Origin of the sequence: Sorangium sp. So ce367, from assembly GCF_051520455.1 — a bacterium.
Lineage (GTDB): Bacteria > Myxococcota_A > Polyangia > Polyangiales > Polyangiaceae > Sorangium > Sorangium cellulosum_B.
Window position 1 is genome coordinate 7,531,345 of record NZ_CP150334.1, and the last position, 16,438, is coordinate 7,547,782.

A 16,438-nucleotide genomic window follows, 5' to 3' on the forward strand; every position below is an offset into this window, starting at 1 on the left:
CTGCACCAAGGCAAATCGGGCCGCTGAGCCCGCGCGGGCTCGGCGGTGATCGCCCGCCGGCGCCACGACCTGAGCCGGCGCAGGCTCAGCCGTGAGCGTCCGGCGCCGGGGCGGCCGGCGCCACGACGATCGCCGGCACGACCGCCGGCGCTGCCCTCGGGTCGGCGGCGTGTACTGCGGCGCCGGCGGGCCCTGCGGCGCCCTCGGCGAGCCCCGGAGCGCCGGCCGGGGGCCGTGTCTCGATGGCGAGGGCCGGCTGCGCCGCGGCGGGGCTGAGCGCCACGCCCTCGTCGCGGCACGCGCGGAAGAACGCCTTCATGACCTCGGACTCCAGCAGATCGTGGCGCTCGAAGTCGGCGATCCAGAACTTGATGACGTAGCGCTGGAAGAGCGGCGTGACGGCGGCGAGCCAGAGCCTGGGCGCGGGCTCGCGCAGCACCTCGGGCACCTCGCTGCAGGCGCGCTGGGCGGCGCGCTCCACGGCCTCGGTCGGGGCGGCGAGCGCGACGAGCATCTCGATGTTGCGCGCGCAGTTCCGGTCCGGCGCGCAGAAGTTCTGGACGCGCGCCTTGGCGATGATCGAGTTCGGCAGGATCACCACGTCTCCGGAGAACGTCCGGAGGCGCGTGGACCGCCACCCCACGTAGATCACCTGCCCCTCGACCCCGTCGACGAGGATCCAGTCCCCGACGCCGAACGAGCGCTCGGAGTGCAGGGCGAGCCCGGCGAACAGGTTGCCCAGGGTGTCCTGCAGCGCCAGGCCGAGGACCACCGTGATGACGGTCGAGGTCGCGAGCAGCGGCACGAGGTCGACCCCGGTGACCGCGCCGACGATCGAGAGGCCGGCGACCAGGTAGAGGATCGTGAGCAGGAGGTGCCGCACCAGCGCCGGGAGCAGCACCTTCCTGCGCTCGGCGAGCCAGTAGTCGATGATCAGGGTCTCGGCGATCTCGATGGCGAGGTACGCGGCGAGGGTGAGCTCCAGGAGGAGCACGGCCTTGTGGAGCGTGGGCAGCTCTCCCCCGCGGAGGGAGATGAACGCGTGCAGCGCGAGCAGCGCGACGAGCATGCGCGCCGGCAGCCGCATGCGGCGGACCAGGAGGTCGTCCAGCGACGTCTGCGTGGCGCCCGCGAGGCGCGAGAGCGAGGCGAAGACCAGGCGGTAGACGACGAAGCCGAGCGCGAGGACGGAGGCCGAGATCGCCAGCGCGACGGGCAGCGAGGCGGGAGAGCGGATGAGGTCGGCCCAGAGCGCGGGGAGCCGGTCGAGGTTCACGCGGCCGAGTCTGCCACAACTCTGCCACGGCCCGAGCGCGGGGATCCGTCGCCGAGCCGCGCCCGGGGGCGTAGACTCCTTCCATGGACGACATTCGCGATATAAGCGACGACGAGGCCCGGGTGGCGGAGCTGGTGCGCTCGGCGCGGCGGGTCGCCGTGCTCGGCATCAAGACCGAGGCGCAGTCGGATCAGCCAGCGTTCTACGTGGCCAGCTATCTGCAGGGCGCGGGTGTGGAGGTGATCCCGGTCCCTGTCTACTACCCTGACGTGAAGACCATCCTCGGCAAGCAGGTCTATCGCCGGGTGGCCGACGTCCCGGGCCCCATCGACATCGTCGATGTCTTCCGGCGGGGCCAGGACGTCACCGGGCACCTCGAGGACCTGCTCGCCGCCCGGCCGCGCGCCGTCTGGCTGCAGAGCGGCATCCGGAACGACCAGGTGGCCGAGCGGCTGGTCGAGGCAGGCATCCTGGTCGTGCAGGACCGCTGCCTGATGGTGGAGCACCGCCGCCACGCAGGGCGGGGCTGAGGCGTCGGACGGCGGGCTCGCCGTGGGGCGACTACACCGCTCGGTGCTGCGTCCCCTTGCCGAACGTGATCGCCAAGAAATCCCCCGGCTCGTGGACGATCATCCGGTGCCACACCCCTTGCGGCACCGTGCACGCCGTCCCTGCGCGCAGCGCGACGACCCGCTCGCCGCCCTCGTCCTGCAGCACCACGTCGATCGCGCCCGAGAGGAGGTACAGGATCTCGTCCCCGGCCGGGTGCATCTCCCACCGGGGCGTGTCCTCGGCCATGTGAAACCGCGTCACGAGCCAGCCATCCACGCGCTTGACCCGCCGGATCTCGGCGCCCGCCGGCTCGTCGGACATGAGCTCTTGCCAGAACGTCGGCTTCACATCGATCTGCAGCGCATCCCCCGCGTCCGCGAGGTGCAGGTAGGTGCTGCGGAGATCGAACCCAGGCTGTCTCGGCTCGGCCATCTTTCCCTCCCCCGTCTCGACTGAGGGCGTCCATGCCAGCAGGGCGCCCCTACCGCGTCAATCCGCTCTTCCCGCCGCGGCCTCCCCGCCGGCACGACCGGTGCGTCCCAGGCGCTCCGACGGGGCCCGCCGGGCTCTACTGAACAAACGCTCCCATCCTGACCGGGACGCGCTAGACTGCGCTCGCTGCGCTCGCCTTCGCCCGGAGCATTCCGCACCATGCCGCGCCCCGTGAACAACCCTCCGAACCCGTGGTCGTCGACGCAGGTCGAGTACCTCGAAGAGGCGCCCCCGGCGACGCTGCAGATCTTCGAGGAGCAGGCCCGCTCCATCGTGACCGCGAACGACAGCCCCGATCTTCCATTCCGGTACAGCGTCAATCCGTACCGGGGCTGCCTTCACGCGTGCGCCTACTGCTATGCCCGGCCGTCGCACCAGTACCTCGGGTGGGGCGCCGGGACGGATTTCGACCGCAAGATCGTCGTCAAGTCGAATGCGCCCGAGCTGCTCGAAAAGGAGCTCAACAAGCCGAGCTGGCAGGGAGACACGATCGTGTTCTCGGGCAACGTCGATTGCTACCAGCCGCTCGAGGCGAGCTACGAGCTCACCCGTCGCTGCCTCGAGGTATGCCTCGCGTTCAGGAATCCGGTCGGGCTCATCACGAAGGGCGCGCTCGTGCGGCGGGACGCCGCGTTGCTCGGCGAGCTTTCGCGCCGGGCCCGCGCTCGGGTCCACTTCAGCATCCCGTTCGCCGACGACGCGGTGGCGCGCAAGATGGAGCCGTATGCGAGCCGCTCGTCGCTGCGCTTCGAGGCGATGCGGGCGCTCTCCGACGCGGGGGTGCCGACGGGGATCTCGCTGTCGCCGATGATCCCCGGCCTGAACGACAGCGATGTCCCGGAGCTCCTGGAGCGCGCCCGGGCCGCCGGCGCGGAGAGCGCGTTCATGATGCCGCTGCGCCTGCCGCGCGAGGTGCTCCCGGTCTTCGACGAGCGCCTCGAGGAGGCCTTCCCGGACCGCGCCGCCAAGGTCCGCCGCGGCATCCAGGAGATGCGCGGCGGCAAGATGAACGAGGCCGCCTTCGGGGCGCGCTTCCAGGGCGCGGGCCCGCGCTGGGCGGCCATCCAGCGGCTCTTCGAGGTCCACTGCCAGCGGCTCGGGCTCAACGTGGCGCGCGGCAGCGGCGAGTACATCGAGCGAGAGGGCGAGTCGACGTTCAGGCGGCCGAGCCGGCAGGGGACGTTGTTCGACCTCTGAGCGTAGCCTGCGGAAAATTCCTACCGAATGATCGCGGCACCAGATGCATCACATGGCGCTCGCGGCTGCCCTTCGCCGATCACGATCCAGGCGGACGGAGCTGCTTGCGGACCTTCTTGATGAAGGTCTGGGTGCACTTTCCGTGAGTGCCCTCATGCTCCATGATCTCTAGCGTGAGCTTGGCCTTCGTCGCGCTGGAGAGATGTGCTGCCGCGCTCACCTCCCTGGCGAGCTGGACGCCTTCCAGCGACGCAGGTCCCTGCTGCTTCTCGACGACCGCCGCCTTGTTCGGCTGCCGGAAGTGGGAAGGCTTTGTCTTGGTGACGTCGCGGAAGCCGGTGTCGTCCGAGCGCCGGCCGGTGCCGTGGCAGCCCGGACAGGTGGCGGTGGTGCCGGAGAACGAGTTGGCGATGCGGCCGTCGCCGCCGCAGATGCCGCAGGATTCACCAGCCATGAGCCTGGCCCTCGGGTCGGGGCAGGTGCTTCGGGTCCTTCATGCCCGAGAGCATACAGCCGATCGTGGCTCGTGGAAGCTTCGCCTGGGGCGGCCCTGCATTTTGTGCGTCGCGGCTGTGCTCCGCGTCGCGCGGCGCGAGCGTGATCCGCGTCGTCTGGCTCGTGGACGGGGCGGACGATCGGTTCGTGTTCGACGACGCGCACCGACGTCACCACGTGGGTGCCCTCCCCCTGATCCATGAGCGTCGCTGTCTCCGTCACAGCCTGCCGCAAGCCGCCGCGCGCGACCTCGACGCTGCCGTCCACGCCCGGATCGGCCACCTGCGCCTGCGTGGCGCGCCGATCACGCCAACTCGCAGGGGACGAGGCACAAAAGACTTGACAGCTGCGAAGCCGTTTGGATGTCCTATCCCCACACAACCATGCCAGTTCAGAGAGCCTGAGCTGGCAGAACAATCGAGGGAACGCGCCCCATGACCACTTTGCCCCAAGGCCCCACCAACACCATCCTGGTGAACATGCAGGGGCTCATGGACCCGATCGGCTACACGCTGCGCATGCGGGAGCGCTACGGCGATCCGATGTCGCTCCCGAAGATGGACGGCAAACCGGTGCTGGCCACCGGCAGCGTGGAGGGTCTGCGCGCCGTGTTCGCGGTGCCGCCGGAGGCCTTGGACCAGATGCTGAGCAAGAGCTTCACCGCGGCGATGGGAGAGTCGTCGCTGTTCGCGCTCTCGGGCGCGCGGCACACGGCCATGCGCAAGCTGCTCATGCCGCCGTTTCACGGGCAGCGCATGCGCCTGTATGGGAAGCAGATCTGCGACCTGACCCTGCAGCACTCCCGGGACCTCAAGCCGGGTCTGGAGCTGGTGGCGCAGGACCTCATGCACACGATCTCGCTGCAGACGATCATCCACCTCGTGTTCGGGGTCACTGCGCCTGCGGAAGTGGCGCGCCTCGAGAAGCTGCTCGAGGATCTGCGCAAGAGCTTCTCCCTCGGCCTGACCGTCACCCTCATGATTCCGTGGCTGCGCCAGGAGTTCCGGGGCTTCGGCCCGTGGGCGCGCAGGCAGCGCGCGACCCGGAACCTGCGCAGCTTCCTCGATCCGGAGCTCGCCCGCCGCCGCGCCGACCCCGCCGGGCGCACCGATATCCTGAGTCTGCTCCAGGAAGCCCGCCAGGAAGACGGGACGGCGCTGAGCGACCAGGAGATCTTCGAGCAGCTGCACACGCTGCTCTTCGCGGGGCACACAACGACCGCGGGCGCGCTCACCTGGGTGCTCTATTTTCTCGGAAACGCGCCAGCCGCGTTGCGCCGGCTGCAGGACGAGCTGACGGCGCTGGGCGCGGATCCGGACCCCGAGGCGCTGGCCAAGGCGCCGTATCTGGAAGCCGTAATCAACGAGACGCTGCGCCTGCGCCCGCCCAGCCCGGGGGTGGGGCGCAAGCTGAATGCGCCGATGAAGATCGCAGGCTGCGAGTTGCCGGCCGGAGCAGGCGTGTTCGCGCAAATCATCTGGGCCCACCACGATCCAGCGGTATTTCCGGAGTCGGCGGTGTTTCGTCCCGAGCGATTCCTGGAGCGAACCTATTCCCCCTTCGAATTCCTGCCGTTCGGCGGCGGGAATCGGCGCTGCATCGGGGCCGCCTTCGCGCTGTACGAGATGAAGCTGATCCTGGGCACGCTGCTGCGGCGCTACAGCTTCGAGCTCGTGTCCAAGAAGCCGGTGCGGGTGGGGCTGCAGGGCATGCCCGGCGCTCCGGTGCGCGTGATCGTCCGTTGATTCCTCCCGCAGACGTACGAGGTCTTCTCCGGCGCGAAGTGAGGCCGTCTCCGCGCGGCCACGCCGCTCCCCTCTCCGAGGCCGACCTCACCACCTTGACATCCTCGCGTCGGTTCGTCTTTTCTAACCCTGAGCGCGTCCGATCCCGACGGTCGGGTCACGCGAGATCCCCTGAAAGGGCGCAGGAGCTCGGGCCATCGAGTCAGGCGTACAACACATCATGAAGCGCACAACCGAGAAGCCGAGCAAGCCGCGCGCGAAGGCGCAGAAGGGGTCGCCCGAAAGGCGCGAGCCTCGGGAGGCCGCCGGAGCGCCCGCGGCGCCCGCCACGCCCGCCGGCGCGCAGGAGAGCCCGGCCGTCGTCGCGTTCCTGCGCGAGCTGGAACATCCGCGGAAGGAGGCGTTCGTGGCCCTCCGGCAGATCATCCTCGGCGTCAGCCCGGCGATCCGCGAGGAGATCAAGTGGAACGCGCCGAGCTTCCGGACAACCGAGCATTTCGCCACGTTCAACTTGCGCGCAAAGGACCGCGTCCGGCTCATCCTTCACCTCGGAGCCAAGGTGAAGGACACAGCGGCGAAGGGGCTCGAGATCGCGGACCCGGCTGGCCTCCTGGAGTGGCTTGCCAAGGATCGCTGCCTCGTGACGTTCACCGACGGAGAGGACGTCCAGGCGAAGCGGGCGGCGCTGGAGTCCGTGCTGCGCGCGTGGCTCCGATGGCTCTGACCCCTGCGCTGGTAGCGGGCGAGCGGGGTAAAGCGAATCCGTCCGCGACGGCACAGCGCGAGAGCATCCTGGATGACCGGCGAGCGGCCTCGGCCGTCGCTATTGCCCCTGCGACGGTGCGCAAACCAGGGTGGGTCGCGACAGATCGTCGACAATGCTGCTTGCGTTCGACGATTTGTCTACCATAACGCAGCACGAACCGTGTGCAGTACCTCGAATCACGTGAATCTACACGGCGCAATGATTGCCATCACCGCACCGTGACACGTGCTCGCCGCCTCGCGCTCGGCCTTGGATGCACCATGGTCATCGCGGTGATCGCGTGGGCCTCAGGTATCGTGAGCACCCCCACCCCGCAGCCGCCGCGACCGCCGGTGGTCCGAACTGGCGCCTCCGCCCCCGAGCCACCCTCCCCTCCCGCGCTGCGGCCCAGCGCCGTCTCCGTCCCGGTCCGGCCGGCGCCCGGCAAGCCTCCCACCGAGCCGATACCGGTGCAGGCGCCGGCGCGCGGTCCAGAAGACCAAGCCCCCCAGGAGCCCCCGTCTCCCCCCATCGATGAGGAGCCGATCGAGCGTCCGATCCACGATGCCCCCACGACGCCAGCCGCCGCGCCGCGCCACGCGCGCCGGCGGGAGCAGTCCGCGTTCCGGCGGAGGTTACAGCCCGGGCTGTGCACGGACCCCAGCGAGGCAGCCGGCGCGCAAGAGACGTTGATCTCCCACTTCCGCCACGAGACGTGGGGAGGTGCCGGGCGCCTGTACGTCGACCCCAGGCTGCCGGACGACGCACACCTGCCCCTCCTCGAAGACCTCGAGCACGCGGAACGGGAGGTGTTCTACCAGCTGGAGCTCAAAGCCGAGCGCCCTGACGTCTTCGCGTACCTTGATACGGACCTGCTCACGGCTGCTGCCTGCACCAACCGCGGCGTGGTCGCCTTTTACGACGGCGCGCTGCACGTGGTCACGACGCGCGCGGACACTCGGACCAGCGTCGTGCACGAGTACACGCATCACGTGCTGATGAGCCACGGCATGCTGGGGCCGGCCTGGGCGCAAGAGGGCATTGCCATGGTTATCGCGCAAGAGGCATGGTGGCTCGCCCCGGCCAGGCTCGAGCAGGTGAGGGACGCTCCGCTGCCCCTTCAGCTGATGGAGCAGGCCGTCCCCTACACGCTCCGCACGGACGATGCCCTGATGTTCTATGTGCAAGCGGCCAGCATGGTCCGCTGCTTCGTTCGCGGCGACGGCGCCAGAATGCGGCGGCTCATGGATGCGATGGGCACGGGTGAAGAAGCGGCGCTCGGCGGCTCATCCGACGAGCTGGCGCAGCTCCTCGAGCCCTCCACCTGGAAGTCCTGCATCGACTATCTGACGCAGGACATGGCCCCGCTGCGCTGATCCCTCGTCGCCCTGGCATTACACAGCCGTCTGAGCGCTACCAGTCGCTTCCGGCTTCGAACTGGGGGACGCAGGCGCGGGCGAAGGTGCCGGGGTCGCCGGCGCGGCAGGGGTCGGCGCGGCGGAAGCCGGTGAAGGTGATGTCGGCGGTGGCAATGTCGTGGGCGTCGCCGCTCGCGGAGTCGAAGCAGTAGAGATCGCCGTCGCGGCTGAGGTAAGCGCCGGCGACGAGGGTTTCGGTGGTGTTCTGCTGGGCGAGCTTGGCGATGAGGACGCTCCAGCCGACGTGCAGGTAGAGCGTGTCGCCGACTCGAGAGCGACCGCCGGTCACCTCGACGACGGACTCGCCTTCGAGCGTGCCGGTGATGGCGTAACTGCCCTGACGGCAATCGTGGCAGTAGCGGAGCTCGCCCGGTACGACCTCGCCGCTGCAGGTGAGCGCGCCCAAACCGCCAAGCTCGACGGCGGCATAACTTCCGTTTCGCACGGCACGCGCCTCGCCGGCTGCGCAGAGCAGCCGACCCCGGCTCGCGATGAGGGCATTCTCGGCAAGGGTAGGCCCACGGCCGGAGCCGTGGTCGGCGCGGCATCGGGAGCTCGAAATTCGTGAACCATGGGCTCCATGCCATTCGCTTGCGACCGACGATGCCGTCAGGGTCCTGGAGAGGATCGCCCGCGCAAAGCCATTCCGACCTGCCAAGAATTTCCCGTTAACGACCAGCAGTCGACATAACCCACAAAGGACGATCCCCTGAGCCGCCCATAAAACCCAGCAGATCGAACGAGCTCACTCGACTGTGCAATATTACACCACGCTGACGCTCGCGCGGAGGATCTCGAACATCAGCCGTTGTGACGTGGCGCGCTCGAGTGCTATCGTTGCTTGGTGCCGGCGACCGGTTGGCGAGAGTTCAAGGCCGAGGGTAAGAGGACGATGAACCGTCGGTCTTACGCGACTGTCGTCGCGATGGCATGGCTTGCCGCGTGCAGCAGCGGGTCGAGCGAGTCGCCTCTGCCAGCGCCGTCGGGCGGAGCAGGCGGTACGTCGGCGACCGGGGCCTCGTCCGCGGCAGGAGGCTCGAGCGGGAGCGCAGCACAAGCAGGCGGCGCGGGAGGGAGCGGCGGCGCTGCGGCTGTCGCGGGCTCGACCGGCGTGGCCGGCAGCCCGAACGCTGGCGGAGCCGCCGGCAGCGCCGGCGCCGGCGGGGCGGGCCCGGGGGCGGGCGGTGCCGAGGCGTGCCCGGCGGGCTCGACGCAGCTGTCGCCGTGGCCTGGCAAGGCCGAGGTCCACACGCTCGACAGCGAGGACGCGTTCGAGAGCGATCTGAGCGGGCTGACCTACGAGGCGCCCGGCGTGCTGTGGGCGACCGACAACCTCTCCGCCAGGCTGTTTCGGTTGTTGAAGAGCGGAGCGAGCTATGCGCCGGACACGTCCAATGGCTGGGCCTCCGGCAAACGGCTACGTTACCCGAACGGCAAGGGCACGCCCGACGCGGAGGGAGTGACGCTCGCCGCCACGAGCGCCGCGGGCGTCTACGTGTGCGCCGAGCGCGACACGGACGATCCGTCCGTGAGCCGGCTGTCCGTATTGCGCTACGACGTGATGGCCGCCGGAGCGACGCTGACCGCGACTCACGAGTGGAACCTCACCGCGCTCTTGCCCGAGGTCGACGCGAACGCGGGTCTGGAAGCGGTCACCTGGGCGGCTGACAGCTTGCTCACGGCGCACCACTTCTTCGACGAGAGCAAGTCCCGAGCTTACACCCCGAGCGACTACGGCGAGCACGGCGGCGGCCTGTTTCTGGTGGGCGCGGAGGAGACCGGCAAGGTGTACGCTTTCGCGCTGAATCACGGGAGCGGCGCGGCCACCTTGGTGGCCAGCATCTCGACGCCGCTCGAGGGCGTGATGGCGCTCGAGCTCGATCGTGACACCGGGAGCTTGTGGGCTCACTGCGATGACACGTGCGACAACCAATCCGCCGTGTTCGGTATCGACGACGCGCTCGGGCGCTTCGTGCTGGAGCGGCGTTTCAGGCCGCCCAGCGGGCTGCCGGACTCCAACAACGAAGGCATCGCGCTCGCGCCGGACGCGGAGTGCAGCGGCGGCGTCAAGCCGTTCTTCTGGACCGACGACGCCGACCACGACGGCTTTTCGCTGCGCGAAGGCGCGATCGCCTGCGGTTGCCTCTAGTACTTCAGCCGCACGCCGGTGAGCGCCGAACGAGCTCGGCTCCACCCGTGTGCGGGCAAGCCAAGCGTCACGATCGCCCGCCCGCCCATCGAAATCCGCGGAGATCCCGCGATGTGCGGCTGTAGTACCAGGGCCCCGTTCACGCCACGGCCTCCGGGGCGCGCCCCCAACGGCGACGCTCCTGCGCTGCAATGAAGGTCCTCAGCGCGTGATGCGGATGGCCCTCCGCAGATGGCCATCCGGTGAACACGGATCGCGAGGCGCGCATGGCGTCACAGCGGGACACCACGCGTCCCGCCCGGACGCACGTCCGAGATCGCTCCAGGATCCATCCGGCTCTCGCGGCCTCGTGCCGCGTCTCTGTTGGTCCCGCGGCGACAGGATTGCCTGGCATACGTCCTGCATGGAAGCCCGCGACGAAGCGCCGACGATCGTGTGAGCGCCGCGGAGCGGCCCACGAGGTCGCGAACTCGCGAGCCGCCGCGCGGCGCGCCGCGCCGCGCGGACGTCCATTTCAAGGAGCCTCCCCATGACCCTCCCCGCACCCAAGCACTACTGGAAGTTCGACGAGACCAGCGGCACCACCGCCGCGGACTCGGCCGGCAACGCGACGGTCACGCTCGATCGCGGTAATTGCTGGGTCCCCGGCAAGTCGGGCAACGCCGTCCGGTTCGACCCCAATGGCGGCGTGCGCCTGGCGACGACGACCGTGTCCGATATCCCTCCGCCCTGGACCGCCGCCTGCTGGGTGAAGCCCGACGCCGCCCCCGCCGGATCGGCCGCGCTGTTGAGCTCGAATTATTACGCGTTCAAGCTGCAGCAATCCAATACGCCGGGTGAGGTGGGCATCACCCAATTCGGCGACAAGGACTGGTCCTTCGGCATTGCGGTGCCCCTCGACGAATGGACCTACCTGACCCTGGTCGGGACGGCCACCGATACCACGCTGTATCTGAACGGCGTACCCAAGGGGACCCTGCCTGTGTCGATCAACCTGGGGCTGGACTGGCTCGGCTCAACGCAGGGTTATGAGGAGTTTGCCAAGATGCTCCTCGACGAGGTCGAGATCTTCGACGTGGCCCTGACGGGGGACCAGGTGGGACAGCTCGTGAACGGCCCCCCGAAGTCGTCGCCGCCGCCCCCGCCGCCGCCGTGGCCGCCCACGCTGATCTTCCCCTTGCAAGGCAGGTGGCTCATGACCTGCGATCCGGGGATCACCACCGATCGATATTACTATGATGTCACGGACACGGGCGACGGCCACTTTACCTCGACCGGGACCAACATCAGGACCGGCAACAGCGCCGGTTGTCCTGCCATCAACGGATACTACGTGAGCGCGACCGAGATCAACGGAGCCACGTGGAACGGGTATCTGTTCGCCGAGAACCCGGACACGATCAAGTGGGTTTTTGCTCCCTGGACCCTGGAGCGGCCGTACGCGGTCTGGACCAGAGCGTAGAGCCCGTCCCCGGAGCTCGTCCCGGCTCCTTGGCTCGACGATGCGGGGTCGCCGCCCGCGCTCACGATGATGTCTGTTGGTTACTTCAAGGAGAGACTCATGACTGTTCCCACGCCCGCTCACTACTGGAAATTCGATGAGGACAGCGGCACCACGGCCCGAGACTCCGTCGGCGGTGCGACGATCTCGCTCGACCGCGCGAGCTGGGTCGTCGGCCGTTCTGGCAGCGCCGTCCGGTTCGATCCGGACGACGGCGTGCGCCTGGCGACGACGGACCTGGGCGAGATCGGTCCGAGCTGGACCGCCGCCTTCTGGGTGTATCGGTGGTCGGCATCCGGCTCGGCCTCGCTCTTCAGCTCGCTCGATCACGCGCTGAAGCTGCAGCAGTGGAAAACGCCAGAGGAGGTGGGCATTACCACCTTCGGCGTCGAAGACCGGTCCTTCGGCGTGGTGGTCCCCCTGAGCGAATGGACCCACCTGACCCTGGTCGGGACGGCCACCGAGACAAGGCTGTATCTGAACGGCGTGCGCAAGGGGAGCCTGCCGGTGTCGATCCCCCTCGGGCTGTACTGGCTCGGCTCGACGCAGGGTTATGAGGAGTTCGCCAAGGCGCTCTTCGACGAGGTCAAGGTCTGGGACCAGGCCCTGACGGACGACCAGGTGGGAGAGGTCGCGAACGGAGGCCCCCCGTCGCCGCCACCGCCGCCGCCTCCCATCACCACGATCTTCCCCCTGGCCGGCACGTACAACTACGTGTGGGGGTACCAGGGGCAATCATTCACTGTCGTCATCTCGCCCAAGGGCGAGAACACGTTTCGCGTCGATCTCACCAGCTACAGTCCAGCTTTCATCTGGTCCGCGGTCGTCGTGAGCCAGAGCCAGCTCCGCCTCACCACCAACTTTGGAACGAGCGTGCTGGCGACGCTGGTCGCGCCGAACACGATCAACGTGGAGTCCGGCAATCAGCTCCCGGCCATGGTCTGGACCAAGATCGGCTGAGATGCCGTCGGCGGCGCGCGCCCACGCTGACGTCCGTTTTCTTTCAACAAGGAGTGAAGTCATGACCATCCCCGCACCCAAGCACTACTGGAACTTCGACAAGACCAGCGGCACCGTCGCCGCGGAGCCCTACAGCGGCGCGCGGATCGCGCTCGACCGCGCGAGCTGGGTCCCCGGCAGGCTGGGCCAGGCCATCCGGTTCAACCCGAAGAACGGCGCGCGCCTGGCGACGACGAACGTGCGCGAGGCGCCGCCGCCCTGGACCATCGCCGCCTGGGTGATGCGCGAAGAGGACTCGGAGGTGGCCACGCTGTTCAGCTCGAACAAGCACATCATCAGGCTGGAGCAGTGGCCCAACCAGCGTCAGGTGGGCCTCACCCAGGCCGGGGCGTTCGACGCGACGTTCGGGCAGTCGGCTCCCCTCCATCAATGGGTTCACCTGACCGTGGTGGCGACGGCCACCGAGACCACGCTGTACGTGAACGGCAAGCGTCAGGGCAGCGTCGCCGCGCCGGCCAACCTGGGGCTGCGGTGGCTCGGCTCGTCCGGGGGCTGGACGGAGTACGCCTCGGTGATCATCGACGATCTCGCGATCTTCGACCAGGCCCTGACGGACGCGCAGGTGGACGAGCTCGCGAATCAAAACCTCAAGCTGCCGCCCCCTTCCACGATCATCCCCCTGGAGGGCGCGTGGCGCTGCACGTGGAACGGCACCAAGCAGTGGACCTTCGGTATCAAGGTCTCCGGCCACACGCTGACGATCGACTACAGCGACTACTGGCCGGGCAAGATCCTGTCCGGAGCCATCCTGAGCCCGGAGCGGATCTGCAGCCTCAACCCTTCATCGCCGGCCGATTACGGAGGGTTGAGCGCGGACCCGGACACCATCCATTGGACGTCGCACGACGGTACGCCGACGATGGTCTGGACGAGGGCGTGATAGAGGGTCGCCGGCGCCGCGGCGCGCGCCGCGCGACCGACCTTCTGGCGAAATCATAACGCGGCGGAGCCGCCCCCAGGCCGGCGCGCACCGCCGCTCGATCCCACACGAGCGAGACGACGACGAGGAGGGGCGGCGCGGCGGGTCCGCTGCGCCGCCAGCCACCATGGACATCTCTGAGCTCCTCACCCTGATACCAGCGGAGAGTCCATACGAGCCGACCTATGACTATTTCCGATGGGCGCGAGGCGAGACGATGGATGACGAGGTGAAGCGAATCCTGCCGGACAACGCCGATGAGGCCGGGAAGCTGCGCGTGCTGATGGTCACGCCGTTCTACGGCGACGGCGGCGGCGTCGGCAACTGCGCGCTCGATCTCTCCGGCGCACTGCGGCGCCTTGGCGTCGTGATCGACGTGCTTCACTGGTGGCCGAACCTGGGCGACCCGGCGTTCATCACGTCGGACGGCGCGCGCACGAAGCTCTCGTCGCTGGGCGAGCTCTTCGAGTCCAGGCGCGAGTACGATCTCCTCCACTTCCAGAGCGCCGCCTACAGCGATCGCGTGAATGGGAAGCTCACGCGGATCCTCGAGCGCTTCGACGTCCCGGTGGTCTACACGATCCACTCGCTCGCCGCCTACCACGCCGCCGTGATGAAGAACCCGGAGGAGATGCGCAACAACATCGCCGACCAGACAGAGCAGATGGGGCGGTCGAGGCGGGTGGTGCTGCTCACCGAGGACATCCTCGACATCGCGCGCCGGCACCACCCCGAGCACGGCGGGAGGTTCGCGGTGATCGAGAACGGGACGCACGCGCCCGCCGAGACGCCGGACTTCCTCGCGGCGCGGGCGGCGCTCTCGGCGCGGCTCAGGCCGCGCGGGGACGAGCGGATCATCCTCTACGTGGGCCGGATCTCGCGCGAGAAGGGCATCTACGAGCTGGCAGCGGCGCTGCCCGGCATCGTGGAGGCGGTGCCGGGCGCGAAGCTCGTCATCGCCGGGAACAAGAAGGGCGATCCCAACGTCGCGAGGATCGAGGCGGCCTGGGCCGAGCGGGGGCTCGTGGCGGGCGTCCATTACGAGCTCGCAGGATGGGTGGAGGGCGCGGAGAAGGCGGCGCTGTACGCGCTCTGCGACTGCGTGGTCATCCCGAGCCATTACGAGCACATGCCGCTCACCGCGCTGGAGGCGATGGCGCACGGCAAGCTGGTGGTCATCAACGACATCGAGAGCCTGCGGGGCACGTTCCACGCGCTCGATCCGGAGCGGCGCTGCGTGCTGCCGGTCCTCGGCATCGCGGATCCGCGGCGCATCGTGGAGGCGCTCCGGTCGGCGCTCGATCGCCCGGAGGAGACCGCGGAGATCGTCGCCCGCGGGCGCGCCCTCGTGAGCTCGCGCTTCACCTGGGAGAAGATCGCCGAGCGCACGCTCGCCATGTACCGGGAGGTGCTGAGGGAGCGCGACGCGGAGGAGGCGGCGCGCTTCCACGCCGCGTTCGAGGCGCGCTTCCAGGAGCTCTTCAAGCTGAGCTTCGAGGGAACGGTGGCGGTGAACATGGGCGATCACCGGCGCGGCGCGGAGCTCCTGTGCGCGGCGTTCGCGATGAACCCGGACAACCGCGAGATCTACGGGCACCTCGAGCGGGCGCTGCGCCCGCGCATCGTCGAGCTGCGCGAACAGCTCCTGGGCAGCGCCGACGACCCGGCGCTCCTCGACGAGCTGCAGAGCTGCTCCGAGGTGCTGCGCCGGATCCTCTACGATGTGCCCGGCGCAGAGCGGCCGCCGGCGCAGATCGCCGCGGTGATGCCCGTGTTCCTCAAGGAGGCGCACAAGGGGCCGGGGCTCTCGTTCCTCGTGGAGGCGATCGACAGCGTCATCGCGCAGGATCACGCTGCCCCGATCGAGCTCATCCTCGTGAATGACGCCTCGGAGGTGGACGTGCCGCGCTTCCTGCTGGACCACTACGGCAAGCTCGTGTGCTCGATCGTCGACGAGGAGGGCGCGGCGGTCCACGAGGGGCCGGGGGGCGAGGGGCGGCGCATCCGGCTCATCCAGAAGAAGACGAACTCCGGCAATGACGTCGCGCCGCGCAATCTGGCGATCTTCGCCGCGCTGCGAGGGGGGATCCGTTATGTCGGGCACATCGACTCGGACGACAGGTGGCCGCCCGATCGGGTCTCCGCGTCGCTCGGGTATCTGGAGCGAGCGGAGCGCACCGACCTGCTGCACGGGCGGCACCGCTGCATCGACGAGCGCGGGCAGGTGCTGACCGGCACCAAGATCGACGGCTGGTACAACTTCGCGCGCAAGTTCACGTTCGGCATGGACCAGCACGACCCGCAGAACGCCGGGCGCAGCAAGCGGCACAGCCGCTCGGAGATCGAGATCCTGATGAAGGACAACTGGATCCACGGCGGGACGGTGCTGTACCAGAGCAACGTGGTGCTCCGCGTGGGGCGCGAGAACATGGCCCCCACGCGGCGCTACGGCGCCGACCATGATTACTGGAAGAAGCTGAGCCGCGTCGCGACGATCGATTATCTGTCGAAGATCCTGGCGGAGCACCGCGTCCATGAGGGGTCCATGACCCTGGGAGGGCGGTGAGCCGGCATGCCCGCCACCTCGCTGCGCTCGAGTTGCTGTCAGCGTACCCACGCCTGCCGCGGCGCCTCCCTCGCCTGTGTCGTCACCGTGTCCGTCGTCATGATGCCCTCCCACGACGAGCATCCCACAGCGACCAAAGCCTGCAGCAGCGAGGCTCAGGCGACGATCATGCGTTGAGGCGGAAGTCGTCGGAGAACGCTCCGATGGGATCGATGGCGTTTGGTGCTAGCGACGGAAGGCCGTGGGGTCACGCGGCAGCGCCTCGGGTGCCGGAAAGAACACCCCCTTTGAGCCGCCGTTGTTCTCATCGCTCATGACGATGAGATCGAGAGTCACCGGGCGCCCGTGCCGCTGCTCTCCCTG

14 protein-coding genes are annotated in these 16,438 nt (G+C 68.9%); 10 read left to right on the top strand and 4 right to left on the bottom strand.

Features of this window, described 5'->3' with window-relative positions; translation table 11 throughout:
* Nucleotides 1-85: 85 nt before the first annotated feature.
* Entirely contained in the window at nucleotides 86-1,276 is a 1,191-nt protein-coding gene (locus WME97_RS28475; protein WP_437541955.1) for a mechanosensitive ion channel family protein, read from the bottom strand.
* An 83-nt stretch (nucleotides 1,277-1,359) separates the two neighbouring features.
* Here WME97_RS28475 and WME97_RS28480 point away from each other — a divergent pair, with 83 nt between their 5' ends.
* Entirely contained in the window at nucleotides 1,360-1,806 is a 447-nt protein-coding gene (locus tag WME97_RS28480; RefSeq protein ID WP_437541957.1) for a CoA-binding protein, read from the top strand.
* A 31-nt stretch (nucleotides 1,807-1,837) separates the two neighbouring features.
* Here the strand turns inward: WME97_RS28480 and WME97_RS28485 are convergent, their stop codons facing one another.
* Entirely contained in the window at nucleotides 1,838-2,260 is a 423-nt protein-coding gene (locus WME97_RS28485) for a cupin domain-containing protein (protein ID WP_437541959.1), read from the bottom strand.
* Between the two features lie 219 nt (nucleotides 2,261-2,479).
* Here WME97_RS28485 and WME97_RS28490 point away from each other — a divergent pair, with 219 nt between their 5' ends.
* Nucleotides 2,480-3,517, top strand: a complete 1,038-nt coding sequence (locus WME97_RS28490; RefSeq protein WP_437293181.1) for a PA0069 family radical SAM protein — start codon at nucleotides 2,480-2,482, stop codon at nucleotides 3,515-3,517.
* A gap of 79 nt (nucleotides 3,518-3,596) precedes the next feature.
* Here the strand turns inward: WME97_RS28490 and WME97_RS28495 are convergent, their stop codons facing one another.
* On the bottom strand, nucleotides 3,597-3,971 hold the full coding sequence (locus WME97_RS28495) for a molecular chaperone DnaJ (protein WP_437541960.1): 375 nt from the start codon (nucleotides 3,969-3,971) through the stop codon (nucleotides 3,597-3,599).
* 475 nt (nucleotides 3,972-4,446) lie between these two features.
* Here WME97_RS28495 and WME97_RS28500 point away from each other — a divergent pair, with 475 nt between their 5' ends.
* The 3 genes from WME97_RS28500 (at nucleotide 4,447) to WME97_RS28510 (ending at nucleotide 7,878) form a co-directional block, all read left to right on the top strand.
* Complete coding sequence (locus WME97_RS28500) at nucleotides 4,447-5,757, top strand: cytochrome P450 (RefSeq protein WP_437541962.1); 1,311 nt, start codon at nucleotides 4,447-4,449, stop codon at nucleotides 5,755-5,757.
* A 220-nt stretch (nucleotides 5,758-5,977) separates the two neighbouring features.
* Entirely contained in the window at nucleotides 5,978-6,481 is a 504-nt protein-coding gene (locus WME97_RS28505; protein WP_437541964.1) for a DUF1801 domain-containing protein, read from the top strand.
* 830 nt (nucleotides 6,482-7,311) lie between these two features.
* On the top strand, nucleotides 7,312-7,878 hold the full coding sequence (locus WME97_RS28510) for a translation initiation factor IF-2 (protein WP_437541966.1): 567 nt from the start codon (nucleotides 7,312-7,314) through the stop codon (nucleotides 7,876-7,878).
* A 37-nt stretch (nucleotides 7,879-7,915) separates the two neighbouring features.
* Here the strand turns inward: WME97_RS28510 and WME97_RS28515 are convergent, their stop codons facing one another.
* Nucleotides 7,916-8,365, bottom strand: a complete 450-nt coding sequence (locus WME97_RS28515) for a hypothetical protein (protein WP_437541968.1) — start codon at nucleotides 8,363-8,365, stop codon at nucleotides 7,916-7,918.
* Between the two features lie 447 nt (nucleotides 8,366-8,812).
* Here WME97_RS28515 and WME97_RS28520 point away from each other — a divergent pair, with 447 nt between their 5' ends.
* The 5 genes from WME97_RS28520 (at nucleotide 8,813) to WME97_RS28540 (ending at nucleotide 16,075) form a co-directional block, all read left to right on the top strand.
* A complete protein-coding gene (locus WME97_RS28520) occupies nucleotides 8,813-10,069 on the top strand; it encodes a lamin tail domain-containing protein (protein ID WP_437541970.1) in 1,257 nt (418 codons plus the stop codon).
* Between the two features lie 529 nt (nucleotides 10,070-10,598).
* Nucleotides 10,599-11,531 carry a LamG domain-containing protein gene (locus WME97_RS28525; RefSeq protein WP_437541972.1) on the top strand — a complete coding sequence of 311 codons (933 nt, stop codon included), beginning with the start codon at nucleotides 10,599-10,601 and terminating at the stop codon, nucleotides 11,529-11,531.
* Between the two features lie 99 nt (nucleotides 11,532-11,630).
* A complete protein-coding gene (locus WME97_RS28530) occupies nucleotides 11,631-12,530 on the top strand; it encodes a LamG domain-containing protein (protein WP_437541974.1) in 900 nt (299 codons plus the stop codon).
* Between the two features lie 61 nt (nucleotides 12,531-12,591).
* The gene (locus WME97_RS28535) at nucleotides 12,592-13,470 is read left to right on the top strand and encodes a LamG-like jellyroll fold domain-containing protein (RefSeq protein ID WP_437541976.1); all 879 of its coding nucleotides are present in this window, start codon (nucleotides 12,592-12,594) and stop codon (nucleotides 13,468-13,470) included.
* Nucleotides 13,471-13,738: 268 nt separating this feature from the next.
* On the top strand, nucleotides 13,739-16,075 hold the full coding sequence (locus tag WME97_RS28540; protein WP_437541978.1) for a glycosyltransferase: 2,337 nt from the start codon (nucleotides 13,739-13,741) through the stop codon (nucleotides 16,073-16,075).
* Nucleotides 16,076-16,438 lie beyond the last annotated feature (363 nt).